Genomic DNA, 11,938 nt, shown 5'->3' with positions numbered 1-11,938 from the left:
ACATGACCGCACTTGTTATTGCCGAACACGACCACGCGACCGTCAAGCCCGCGACCCTGAACACCGTGACCGCAGCCATCGCCTGCGGTGGTGATGTCCACATCCTCGTGGCCGGTGCCAATGCCGCCGAAGCCGGCAAGGCCGCCGCCCAGATCGTGGGCGTTGCCAAGGTCATCGTGGCCGATAGCCCCAGCCTGGCTGAGAACCTCGCGGAGAACGTCGCCGCCCAGGTGCTGGCGATTGCATCCAACTACAGCCACATCCTGTTCCCCTCGACCGCCAACGGCAAGAATGTGGCTCCGCGCGTGGCCGCCAAGCTCGATGTGGCCCAGATCTCCGATATCACCAAGGTCGACAGCCCGGACACCTTCGAGCGCCCGATCTACGCCGGCAACGCCATTGCCACCGTGCAAAGCAGTGACGCTACCAAGGTGATCACGGTTCGCACGACCGGCTTCGATGCTGCGGCCGCCACCGGTGGCAGCGCAGCGGTTAAAACCGCTGAAGGCGTTGCCGACAGCGGCAAGAGCAGCTTCGTGGGCCGTGAAGTCACGAAGAGCGAACGCCCCGAGCTGACGGCGGCCAAGATCATCGTCTCGGGTGGTCGCGCTCTGGGCAGCGCAGAGAAATTCACCGAAGTGATGGCCCCGCTGGCCGACAAGCTCAACGCGGGCCTGGGCGCCAGCCGCGCAGCCGTCGATGCAGGCTACGCCCCGAACGACTGGCAAGTCGGCCAGACCGGCAAGATCGTGGCCCCGCAGCTGTACATCGCAGCGGGCATCTCGGGCGCCATCCAGCATCTGGCCGGCATGAAGGACTCCAAGGTGATCGTGGCCATCAACAAGGATGAAGAGGCTCCGATCTTCTCGGTGGCCGACTACGGCCTCGTGGCCGACCTGTTCACGGCCGTGCCGGAACTCGTGAAGGCGCTTTGAGCAAGAGGCCGCGACGATGAAGACCCGCATCACCGAACTGCTAGGCATCCGCTACCCGATCATCCAGGGCGGCATGCAATGGGTGGGCCGCGCCGAGCTGGCCGCGGCCGTGTCGAACGCCGGAGGCCTCGGCATCGTTACCGCGCTGACGCAGCCCACGCCCGACGACCTGCGCAATGAAATCGCACGCACCCGCACGCTGACCGACAAGCCCTTCGGCGTGAACCTCACGATCCTGCCGGCGGTGAAGCCGCCGCCGTATGCGGAGTACGTGCAGGCCATCATCGACAGCGGCATCAAAATCGTGGAAACCGCGGGCAACAGCCCGAAGGACTTCATCGAAGCGCTGAAGCGCCATGACGTGAAGATCGTGCACAAGTGCACCTCGGTGCGTCATGCGCTGTCGGCGGAACGCAATGGCGTCGATGCCGTGTCGGTGGACGGCTTCGAGTGCGCGGGCCATCCGGGCGAGGACGACGTGCCCGGCCTGGTGCTGCTGCCCGTGGCGGCGCGCAAGCTGCGCATTCCGATCATCGCGTCGGGCGGCATCGCCGACGGGCGCGGCATGGCCGCCGCGCTGGCGCTGGGCGCCGAGGGCATCAACATGGGCACGCGCTTCTGCGTGACGAAGGAAGCGCCGATCCACGACAACATCAAGCAGGCGCTGGTCGACGCAACCGAGCGCGACACGAAGCTGATGTTTCGCACCCTGCACAACACGGCGCGTGTGTTCCGCAACGCCATCTCCGAAGAGGTGGTGGCTACGGAGAACCGCCCGGGTGGCTGCGAGTTCGAGGACGTGCGACCGCTGGTGGCCGGCGCGCGCGGCCGTGCGGCGTTGGAGTCTGGCGAGGTGCACAACGGCGTGGTCTCGGCCGGGCAGTGCATCGGACTGATCGACGACATTCCGACTTGTGCCGAACTGCTCGAGCGCATGGTGCGCGAGTGCCGGGAGCATCTGGACCGGGCGCGGTCCTGGATGGACTAAGGCCTGCTGCCCGCATCCGGGGGAGCGCTCACGCCGACGGGGTACCTTGCTCCGCGAATGTCCCCCGGCCTGCGGCCTCCTCCTTTATTTCGCTGCGCAAGGCACCCCATCGGCGTGAGCGTTCAGAGCCGCTGCGGAAGCTGCATTTGTTGGCGGTTGCCGGGACTTCATGCCGCATGGAGCGGCTATTTCGCCGGGTTCTTCTCTAGAGTGGATGCCCCTGTCACTCAACACCCCACCAAGGGGAGAAGAAAGGCGCAACACACCCAAGTCACTCAGATGTTTTAAGGCTGCTTGCCTCGCGGCAGGTTGTCGGTGCGAAAGCAGCGATGCAAATGCGAGGTATCAAAAGGCGACGGCCGAGGTGTTACTAGCACCCCGACCGTCTAACCAAGTTCGTGCACTACCTTGGAAGGAACGCACAAAAATGGCTACCAAGACTATAGCCCGGCCTCGCACGCCGGTAGCTTCCGAAGACAACGCCCAAGACCCGGCGGATCTTCTTGAAAACACCCTTTCTCAGCTTGAAGCTCTCCTGTGGGTCTGCCACGGGGAAGACATCGACTGGTGCAGCGGTGACGGGCCTCGACGACTGGACAACTTGCTTTGGCTTGCGACTGAACTTGCTCGCAAGGCTGGAGAACTGTTTCAGATGAGCGAGAAGGCGCGACACGGAGCGCCTGAGACTGGCGGTTAGCGGCTGGTCTGCGGGCTGCGGGTTTCGCAGCCCGCCTGGGGAACAGGTCCTTTGGGGTGCGATGACATGTCCGAAAGCACTAGTTATCGGACATCTGCGCTGAAGAACACCTTGCCGGCATATCCCCGGCTCCTTGCGAGCGCTTTGCGCGGCCCGGCGGGTCCCTGGCTGCCATAAAACCACCCGCGATTTCTGTGCCTCCAAGCCCTGCCATGAGAGCCACAGCGCGGCCCAAGCGCCCATACGCTTTCGCGATGCCTCCGCAGAAACGTGACACACGCCCCCAAAGCTGCGGCGCTCGTCTTGCCGCCAGTTGCAGCCAGCGCATGCGCTTCCGAACCACCGTTTTTTGGCTACGCCGCCATCCCCCTGTTCTGAAGACCCTGCAGGATATCCGTCAGTGACTGCTGAAAGTGCTGAGCGTGTGTCGGAAACCGGTCGGTCATGAAAAACTCACGATGGTAGTTCGCCAGGAGGACCGGCAAGGTCTCTAGGTAGTGCCTGCGCCAGAAATCTAGGTCGCGGTCGAAACCTTCCGCTAGTGCCTGCTCATACTGACGCAATGCCTGTGCTTCACGCGCTTTCGGAGAGGCCATACGGTCAAGGACTCCGAGAATGACCTCCTTGAACCATTGCCGCACGGTCAACACGACGAATTGCCCCGACTCCAGCGGCTTATCCAGCAGAGTTCGCGTTGCCTCGTCCGTGGTCGTGCGGGCCAGGACATTGACATAAAAATCCCGTAGACCGTCGTACAACTCGTTCGACCACAACCCTTCAGTCGCCCCGATGATGGCGAAGCAAGGCGCGGGCTTCAAGGGATCAATGCCAGCGATGGCATGACCACCAAAGCATGCTGCGACGGCCACGATCAAGCCTAGCTCCGTTGCCACGTTCAGAGGGCGAATAACCTCGGCAAGCTCGTTCCATGACAAGGTCGAACCGTCGCCGAACTCAAGGCCCCCGTCTTCGTCGCCGTGGCACTCCACGTGCAGCACAGGTAGATGTTCCCCGCGCTCGGCTTCTGCGGTCAAAAAGGCGATGGCTTCGCGAAAGCCTTCGGCACCTGCGCACCGTAGCACCTGGACAGCAATGAGCACCCCAGCACGGTCAAGCGCGGAAGCGACGTCCCGCGCGAGCGCCTCTCCGGTGTGGCCGCCAGCCTCAATGTCCGACTGGCGTAACGATTCCACGACGACGAGTTTCGTGATTCGAAGGATGCGGTCAGGCGAGTTCACAGAGGTCGCCAGAATACTTCAACCTGACAAGCTCTGCGAACGAGATTCCCTAGGGTCGGCCTCGCCCGCGCCGACGCCGGAAGGAAGCCCCTAGGGCACCCGTCGGCCTTCGGTAAGCCTGAGGGTCGCAAAGGCCGGTCAAGCGCCTCGCTGCGGGCGAATACGTGGCTGCTGTGGCTCGTGCGATGACAAACCAGCCCGCAAACCATCATGATGGCTTGGGACAGCTTGAGGTGTCTTCGGAAAGTCCGGAGGGACTGGGAAAACTGCTCGGCTCATGCATGTGCGTGTATGCCGGCCACTGTTCTGTTCTAAGAAAAGCGCCTTGGCTTCGGGGCGGCAGAATGTGGTTATGAGTACACCAGAGCCTCCAGAGCCTCCAGAGCCAACAACGGCAGAACATGACAATCCATACGGCGTTACTTTGCCAACGCTGAAGTCGCTGTTCATCGAAATGTTTTTCGGAGACCAGCTGTTGTCTTCGGGAACTGCATTCCTCGCTGCACGGACACAAAGCTCTCACTGCGCGTTGATCACGAATCGCCACAATGTCACAGGTCGCCACCAAGAGACCGGCTCTCCTCTCAGCAAAACTGCTGGAGTCCCTGACGCAATAGTCATCTACTTCCACAAAGGGAGCGGTCCACTGGGCGAATGGAAACCCATTCGATTGCCTCTGTACCGTGCTGACCACTCACCCTACTGGATAGAGCATCCAACTCTTGGAGCACAAGCGGACGTAGTTGCGTTAAATTTGACTTGGGGACGCGATGTCCACAAGCTCCCGTACTACGTCGGCGGGGACATAGCACTCGATCAAATGAACATGGTGATTGACCCGGCAGAACCGGTGTCCGTTATCGGATTTCCATTCGGATTTGCATCAGCCGGGCGGTTTCCGATTTGGGCAACGGGCTTCCTTGCGCAGGAGCTGTCTCTTATCGACCCCTTGCATCCGACGTTTCTCATCGACTGCCGGTCGAGGCAAGGCCAGTCCGGGTCGCCCGTCATCGCTTACAGGACGGGGAACATACGTAGACGCAATGGCGACCGCATAACGACCGCTATGGGTCCTGAGACAGCTTGGGAATTCCTCGGTATCTATTCGGGACGAAAGCACCAGGACTCTGATCTGGGGATCGTCTGGGCGGCGTCAACCGTCGCAGAGGTACTAGACGCTGCCGAGGCCGACCAAAAGACTCGTGAGCAACAGGCGATTAAACGCGCGGAAGCTGACCAAACGCTCGGAGAGCGTGACTAGTTCGATTTCGCCGCGTGCACTGCGGCTGTGTGCTAGTCACTGTGACAACTCGAATTCTCCAATGAGGCTGATGAGTGCCCCAGGGTTCGCGCCTCCGCCTTGTCCGGACGCGGGCACTCCCGATCCGCTGTTTTCTTGGTGATGGCACTCCGCACACAATGCCGCACCATGACCATGCCTATGACACGCCCAGCAATCGCTGAAAACGACCGGACTACCTCGACGGGCCTTGCCCGGTACGCGTTCGAATACATCCAGGCGGCACGACTGGTTGACAAAGACGCGGCGGACCGAGAGCCCAATCGGGCCACCTCACCAATCCCGGCCTACTTCCTCGCACATCACGGCATCGAACTGTCCCTTAAGGCGTACCTTCGACACCAGGGACTTACTCCACGGGATCTCGCCACCAAGACCTATGGACACGACCTCCACGCGTGCTACCGAAAGGCGAAGGAGCTTTTCTTGTTCGACTTCTTCAAGGAACATCCAAACGACGTCCAAGCTCTGCATCTCCTTACGCAGCTAAACGTCGGCCACGGACTGCGCTACATCAAGACGGGTGCCAAGGAATTTCCCCTGTGGTCAATCGTTGATCCGCTAGCGGTTCGACTACATCAGGCAGTGGCCCCTCTGACTGGATTCCATTCGTTTACCCACTCTTATCCCGCTTACGCCTAACTCCTTGCGAAGCCGACCTGGGCCTTGGACCGCTCCGCCAGCCCTTCAGGATTTGGGTAGGCCGTGCAGCTTGCCCCACGCCCGACCATCCTGCACTCCCAGAGCACCCCTGCCGTTCCGGCGCTCACACCTTAGGAACGGTTGCCCTGCCCTATTTGCTTCGCAATGGTTTCGGTCGCCGCAGCCAGCTTTTTCAACGCCGCAAGCTGGGGGCTCTCACCGACTGCATGGCCCTTGAACGACTCCAAGTCAATCAATGACGTTTCGGTGAACTCGTGGCCTTCGAAGGTATACCGCGCCGTCACGCTGAATCGGGGTGGACTGTGCTCTGGATTCGCAAAGACGCTCCAACCGACCCCAAGCAAAAGCTTGATCTCCGCATGAGGCGCTATCGAGTCGGTCTGCTGGGTAAAGACAGGCAGTTCTCGAATGTTCCGCTCATCTGCTTTGCCGTTGAAGAAGAAGTCTCGGTCCATCGATAGCCGCACACGCTGCGCGGCACTTGACCCTGTATTGCGAATGAAGAGGGTAATGGTCGGTTGATCTTCACCGGGGGTAGCCGCTATATCGAGATAGGGCCGGCGAGCAGCGAATATCTGTTCCTTGGTGGCCGCCAGCGTCTCGCGGGTCGCCCTCAGGATAAGAAACGTCGCGATGCAGACGGCCAAGGAAACGAGCGTGCTCAAACCCGAGACGATGGCGATTGATAGGTTGATTAGGTCGGAAGGGGCCATCCTTGCAGCATAGTGGATACCCCTGCGGCTTGAGCCAAGCTACAGTCCACCGGTCCCTGCTGCCCCACCTGTCGCACGTGTGTTACTTCGTGTGCTCTCTCTGTTGACGGGCGCATAACTGCATTTCTCTTCTGGGGTACAGCGCGAAAGCGTTGATCTCGTCGCCCACCCAGTCGCCTCGCGAGCAATCGTTCTCTAGGACGCCTGTGCGCCGCCCGTCTAAGCCAAGCCGAGCTTTCGGTGAAGGTTGTATCGGATAAAGCCTGGCGTCTGAGTTTCCCGCTTGAGGTATCCGTTCCAAATTCCCAAGGCCCCGACCTCCGGCAAGCCATCCAAAGCTCGGATAACGTCATCGACTTGCGCAGGTGCCCACTCGTGGCTCTGGGCTAGCTTCCTGAATTCTTGTTCCCACGGCGCCCAAGCGGCATCTTCAAATGACGCAGCGTTCAAGCTACCGTCCGGCTTGCGTACCATGCGAAGCGCGAGCATTGGCCAGCCAGCAACAAAGGAGGCGGCATCGATGCGAGAGCAAACTTGACCCATCGCACGAGCGTATGAGTCGCCCTTGAGGCCCAACAGGTTAGCTGCTACGGCGTAGCCAAGGATGGGCGGCTCTTTCGCTTCGACACGGTCGCGGATCAGCTTTAGTAGTCTTCCGGCATGCAAGTGCTGTGTGTCCATCGCAGGGCGCTCCTCGTCAAGTGCTCGTTCCAATCGCAGAAGGTTGGCCGCTCCAAGTATCGGCTAGCGCAGTACACAGACAAACTGTGTCAACTGGAAGCGCTCGCAGCCTCTGACACAGCGCGTTTTCCCTAGGGAAACGGGTCAAAAGGGGAGGCTTCGACTCCCTTCACCGACAGTGTGACGGTTCGATGCTTGACCAGTACGCACGCATCCAACAGCGCGGGCTGAAGCCATTGAGCCACCGCGATGGATTTCCACTACCGGGTCTGAAGCAGTCGTGCAGATCGCCTGCATCGACTGCCCGCAACCAGTCTGAAGCGAACACCGAGCGCAGTCATACCAATGTCAACCGTAGCCGATACCAGCCCTCGGACTTCTGCTTCTCCAGCGCCCGTCTCTCACAAAAGCTCAGTGGCACGCCCCGCACGTCCATCTGCAAATCCGCCACAGCGCTCGACCCGCCAACCCCACAGCCGCACTCATCGTGCACAGGGCGTCGGGTGCTCCCCGCAGCGAAATAAAGGAGGAGCCCGAAGGGCGGGGGACATTCGCGGAGGGGAGTACCCGGCGGCCTGTGCACACACCCCGAAAGTGCCTCTCCCAAGCCCCGCAGCTAAGGAAACCCCCGATACATGAGTGGTCATCGACCACCTAGCATCGAAGGCTGTTCCCTGTCGAGGTGTACCGAACGCGTCCCGGCGTTCGTGCCTCACTGACCATCCCGCGATGACAACTCCACCCGAGTCCGGCCCCACGCTGGACGCCGCCAGCCCCCTTCCCCCCGACATCGAAGCCGCCGACGAACCGACCAAGGTTCCCCTTGCCATCGAAGACTGGCTCACGGTCATCATCATGGGCGCGCTGGCGCTCATCACCTTTGCCAACGTCATCGTTCGCTACTTCACCGACTCGTCCTTCGCGTGGACCGAAGAGTTCTCGGTGTTCCTGATGATCATGCTGGCGCTGGTGGCCGGCTCGGCCGCGGTGGCACGCGACCGGCACATCCGCATCGAGTACTTTTCCGAAAGCGGCTCGATGGCGCGGCGCAAACGGCTCGCGCAGTTCGGCGCGCTGACGATCGCCATCCTGTTCACGCTCATCGGCGCGCTCAGCATCCGCATGGTGTGGGACGACTATCGCTTCGAGGAGACAACGCCGGGCATCGGGCTGCCCGCGTGGTGGTATTCGATCTGGCTGCCGATCGTGTCATTCGCCATCGCATTGCGCGCGGTGGGCCTCATGATCCGCCGCGGACGCAAGACGAACTACGGCTCGGACAGCAAGGACGACGCCAAGTGATCGCCACCCTGCTCTTCGTCGCCTTCGTCGTGATGATGCTGGTGGGCGTACCCATCGGCGCAGCGCTGGGCCTGGCAGGTGCCGCGTGCATCGCACTGGCCAACAGCGACGCCCAATGGTTCGGCCTGCTGGCCGTGCCGCAGAACTTCTACGCCGGCCTCGGCAAATATCCGCTGCTGGCCATTCCGATGTTCGTGCTGGTCGGTTCCATCTTCGACCGCTCGGGCGTGGCATTGCGCCTCGTCAACTTTGCCGTCGCCATCGTGGGCCGCGGCCCCGGCATGCTGCCGCTGGTGGCGATTGCGGTGGCGATGTTTCTCGGCGGCATCTCGGGCTCGGGCCCGGCCAATGCAGCGGCTGTGGGCGCGGTGATGATCGCGGCCATGTCGCGTGCCGGCTACCCTGCCGCCTTCTCGGCCAGCGTAGTGGGCGCTGCAGCAGCCACCGACATCCTGATTCCGCCTTCCGTCGCGTTCATCGTGTACTCGGTGCTGGTGCCCGGTGCTTCGGTGCCGGCGCTGTTCGCGGCCGGCATGATCCCCGGCGTGATGGCAGGCCTGGCGCTGATGATTCCGGCCGTGATGCTGGCGCGCAAACACAAGATGGGTGCGCTCGAGGCTACGCTGCCGCGGCCGCCGTTCTGGAAGAGCTTTCGTGAAGCGACCTGGGGGCTGGCCGCGCCGGTGCTCATCTTGGGCGGCATGCGCGCGGGCTGGTTCACGCCGACCGAGGCGGCGGTGGTGGCCGTGTTCTATGGCCTGTTCGTGGGCATGTGCATTCACCGGACCATCAAGGTGCGCGACCTGTTCGTGATCTTGCGCGAGTCGGGCGAGCTGTCGGCGGTGATCCTGCTGGTGGTGTCGCTGGCAGGCATCTTCGCGTACTCGCTGTCAACGCTGGGCGTGATCGATCCGGTGACGCGCGCCATCGTGAACTCGGGCCTGGGCGAGTACGGCATCCTGGCGCTGCTGATCCTGCTGCTCATCACCGTGGGCATGTTCCTCGACGGCGTGTCGATCTTTTTGATCTTCGTGCCGCTGCTGCTGCCCATCGTGCAGTACTACAAGTGGGATCCGGTGTGGTTCGGCGTGATCCTCACGCTGAAGGTGGCGCTGGGGCAGTTCACGCCGCCGCTCGCAGTCAACCTGATGGTGTCGTGCCGCATCGCCAAGGTACGCATGGAAGAGACTGTGCGCTGGGTGGGCTGGATGCTGTTCTCGATGTTCGTGGTGATGGTGCTGGTCATCATCTTTCCCGAACTCGCACTCTGGCTGCCGCGCAAGCTCGGCTACTGATTTTTTGTCCCGTCGCAAAACCATAAGGAGAGCCCTCATCATGAAATTCCGCCGCACCCTTCTCGGCCTCGCCGCAGCAGCAACCGCCCTAGGCATGTTCTCCACAGGCGCCATGGCGCAGGCCGCCTACAAGCCCGAATACAAGATGTCGCTGGTGCTGGGCCCACCCACGCCCTGGGGCCAGGCCGGGAAGATCTGGGCCGACATGGTGAAGGAGCGCACCCAGGGCCGCATCAACATCAAGCTGTACCCCGGCGTGTCGCTCATTCAGGGCGACCAGACGCGCGAGTTCAGCGCGCTGCGCCAGGGCGTGATCGACATGGCCGTGGGCTCGACCATCAACTGGTCACCGCAGGTCAAGCAGCTCAACCTCTTCTCCATGCCCTTTCTGATGCCCGACTACGCGGCCATCGATGCGCTCACGCAAGGCGAAGTCGGCAAGGAAATTTTCAAGACGCTCGACAAGGCCGGCGTGGTGCCACTCGCTTGGGGCGAGAACGGCTACCGCGAAATCACCAACTCGAAGCGGGCGATCAAGTCGCCGGCCGATGTGAAGGGCATGAAGATCCGCGTGGTCGGCTCGCCCATTTACTCTGACATGTTCACCGCGCTCGGCGCCAACCCCACGCAGATGAGCTGGGCCGACGCACAGCCCGCACTCGCAAGCGGCGCGGTCGACGGCCAGGAGAACCCGCTGTTCCTGTTCACGGTGCTCAAGATGCAGAACGTGGGCCAGAAATTTTTGACCGCCTGGGGCTACGTGGCCGACCCGCTGGTGTTCGTGGTCAACAAGGAAATCTGGGCCTCGTGGACGCCGGCTGACCAGGCCATCGTGCGCCAGGCCGCCATCGACGCGGGCAAGGAAGAAATCGTCATCGCACGCAAGGGCCTGATCGAAGCCGACAAGCCCCTGCTGAAGGAGATCGCAGGCATGGGCGTGACGGTGACCAGCCTCACGCCGGCCGAACGCGATGCCTTCGTGAAGGCGACACGGCCGGTGTACGACAAGTGGAAGTCGACCGTGGGCGCAGACCTGGTGGCGAAGGCCGAGCAGGCGATTGCTGCGCGCAAGAAGTAGCAAGCGCGGCGTCTTGCGGGCGCGTCAGCTGCGGTAGCGGCTAGGGTTCGCGCCCGCCATCTTCTTCATCAGACGCCGCAGCGCCGTGGCGTCCTGGTAGCCCACGGCGCTTGCCACCTGCTCGACAGTCATGCGGCTGGATTCGAGCAGCGCCCGAGCTCGCCGCAAACGCACGCCTTGCACCAGCGCCTGCGTGCTCTTGCCGGTGGCCTTCTGGATGTGGCGCGACAGCGTGCGCTCCGACATGCAGAACTCGCGCGCCAGCACGCTGACCGCTGGCGGATCAGGCAACGCCGATTCGACCCGCGCCGCGAGCCGCGCCACGAGGTCGTTGCCGTTGGCCAGCACCTCCGGCACGATGAACGGCGCCTGCGCCTGGCGCCCGTCGATCAGCAGCATGCGCGAGACCAGGTCGGTGAGCACGCTGCCGCAACGCTCGCGCAGCAGGTGCAGCATCAGGTCGGTCTGTGCGAACGCAGCGCCAGCGGTGACCACGGGTCCGTCGGAACACACCATGCGGTCGACATCGACGGTGCAGCCCGGCGCCATCTGCTTGAGCAGCGCCGCGTACCACCAGGAGGTCGTCGCGCGCCGCCCCTGAAGCAGGCCCGCGGCATTCAGCAAAAACACCGCCGAGCACGAGGCCGCGACCTGCCCACCGGCCTTCGCATGGCGCACGAGGCCCGTGATGGCCTTGGCCGCGTCATCGCTGTCGAGGCACCGCCGGATCTCGCCCGGCGTGTTGAGCCCGAGCCCCGGCACCACCCATGTCGAACGATCGTCACGGGGCCGCACGGGCAGGCGCGCGGTCTCCAGGCTCATGCCAGCCTGCAAGCGCACCGGGCCGCCCTGCACCGAGCACAGCCTCCAGCGCGGCGGCGCCACGCCGGCACGCGCGGCCACGGCCTGGGCAGCGCCCAGGATGTCGAGCGTGACCGCCACGCTGGAGTTGAAGGCGCCGGGCAGCACCAGGACAGTGAAATCGTGCATGAGGAATCGATGACGGATAAAGCCCGAAAGAAGTCAAATTGGACACTGCCATTCTTGC

The 11,938-nt window shown here is 62.7% G+C and carries 10 protein-coding genes; 6 read left to right on the top strand and 4 right to left on the bottom strand.

Annotation, left to right across the window (positions count from 1 at the left end):
- Positions 1-2: 2 nt before the first annotated feature.
- Entirely contained in the window at positions 3-935 is a 933-nt protein-coding gene (locus tag ACSFBF_RS28765) for an electron transfer flavoprotein subunit alpha/FixB family protein (protein WP_435472954.1), read from the top strand.
- Between the two features lie 16 nt (positions 936-951).
- Entirely contained in the window at positions 952-1,923 is a 972-nt protein-coding gene (locus tag ACSFBF_RS28760; protein WP_435472952.1) for an NAD(P)H-dependent flavin oxidoreductase, read from the top strand.
- A 1,050-nt stretch (positions 1,924-2,973) separates the two neighbouring features.
- Here the strand turns inward: ACSFBF_RS28760 and ACSFBF_RS28755 are convergent.
- Positions 2,974-3,858, bottom strand: a complete 885-nt coding sequence (locus ACSFBF_RS28755) for a hypothetical protein (protein ID WP_435472951.1) — start codon at positions 3,856-3,858, stop codon at positions 2,974-2,976.
- A gap of 1,429 nt (positions 3,859-5,287) precedes the next feature.
- Between ACSFBF_RS28755 and ACSFBF_RS28750 the strand changes: the two genes are divergently transcribed.
- Positions 5,288-5,800: a hypothetical protein gene (locus tag ACSFBF_RS28750; protein WP_435472949.1), complete on the top strand. Its 513-nt coding sequence runs from the start codon at positions 5,288-5,290 to the stop codon at positions 5,798-5,800.
- Positions 5,801-5,931: 131 nt separating this feature from the next.
- On the opposite strand, the gene ACSFBF_RS28745 is transcribed toward ACSFBF_RS28750, so the two are convergent.
- Positions 5,932-6,534, bottom strand: a complete 603-nt coding sequence (locus ACSFBF_RS28745; RefSeq protein WP_435472947.1) for a hypothetical protein — start codon at positions 6,532-6,534, stop codon at positions 5,932-5,934.
- Between the two features lie 219 nt (positions 6,535-6,753).
- Complete coding sequence (locus ACSFBF_RS28740; protein WP_435472945.1) at positions 6,754-7,215, bottom strand: hypothetical protein; 462 nt, start codon at positions 7,213-7,215, stop codon at positions 6,754-6,756.
- 729 nt (positions 7,216-7,944) lie between these two features.
- Here ACSFBF_RS28740 and ACSFBF_RS28735 point away from each other — a divergent pair.
- From ACSFBF_RS28735 to ACSFBF_RS28725, 3 genes are read left to right on the top strand one after another with little or no spacing between them, the layout of a single operon-like run.
- A complete protein-coding gene (locus ACSFBF_RS28735; protein ID WP_435472943.1) occupies positions 7,945-8,517 on the top strand; it encodes a TRAP transporter small permease in 573 nt (190 codons plus the stop codon).
- Complete coding sequence (locus ACSFBF_RS28730) at positions 8,514-9,812, top strand: TRAP transporter large permease (protein ID WP_093079115.1); 1,299 nt, start codon at positions 8,514-8,516, stop codon at positions 9,810-9,812. The genes ACSFBF_RS28735 and ACSFBF_RS28730 overlap by 4 nt, the downstream gene beginning before the upstream one ends.
- 40 nt (positions 9,813-9,852) lie before the next feature.
- Entirely contained in the window at positions 9,853-10,890 is a 1,038-nt protein-coding gene (locus tag ACSFBF_RS28725; RefSeq protein WP_435472941.1) for a DctP family TRAP transporter solute-binding subunit, read from the top strand.
- 24 nt (positions 10,891-10,914) lie between these two features.
- On the opposite strand, the gene ACSFBF_RS28720 is transcribed toward ACSFBF_RS28725, so the two are convergent.
- Positions 10,915-11,880 carry a GlxA family transcriptional regulator gene (locus ACSFBF_RS28720; RefSeq protein WP_435472939.1) on the bottom strand — a complete coding sequence of 322 codons (966 nt, stop codon included), beginning with the start codon at positions 11,878-11,880 and terminating at the stop codon, positions 10,915-10,917.
- Positions 11,881-11,938 lie beyond the last annotated feature (58 nt).

The organism is Variovorax nivicola, assembly GCF_051216475.1.
Classification (GTDB): Bacteria; Pseudomonadota; Gammaproteobacteria; order Burkholderiales; family Burkholderiaceae_C; genus Variovorax.
This window is presented reverse-complemented; position numbering and strand designations above follow the sequence as displayed.

Excerpts from the sequence above, each read along its gene's own strand:
- ACSFBF_RS28765 (WP_435472954.1), top strand. The coding sequence starts at position 3 with ATGACCGCACTTGTTATTGCCGAACACGACCACGCGACCGTCAAGCCC.
- ACSFBF_RS28760 (WP_435472952.1), top strand. The coding sequence starts at position 952 with ATGAAGACCCGCATCACCGAACTGCTAGGCATCCGCTACCCGATCATC.
- ACSFBF_RS28750 (WP_435472949.1), top strand. The coding sequence starts at position 5,288 with ATGACCATGCCTATGACACGCCCAGCAATCGCTGAAAACGACCGGACT.
- ACSFBF_RS28745 (WP_435472947.1), bottom strand. The coding sequence starts at position 6,534 with ATGGCCCCTTCCGACCTAATCAACCTATCAATCGCCATCGTCTCGGGT.
- ACSFBF_RS28740 (WP_435472945.1), bottom strand. The coding sequence starts at position 7,215 with ATGGACACACAGCACTTGCATGCCGGAAGACTACTAAAGCTGATCCGC.
- ACSFBF_RS28735 (WP_435472943.1), top strand. The coding sequence starts at position 7,945 with ATGACAACTCCACCCGAGTCCGGCCCCACGCTGGACGCCGCCAGCCCC.
- ACSFBF_RS28725 (WP_435472941.1), top strand. The coding sequence starts at position 9,853 with ATGAAATTCCGCCGCACCCTTCTCGGCCTCGCCGCAGCAGCAACCGCC.
- ACSFBF_RS28720 (WP_435472939.1), bottom strand. The coding sequence starts at position 11,880 with ATGCACGATTTCACTGTCCTGGTGCTGCCCGGCGCCTTCAACTCCAGC.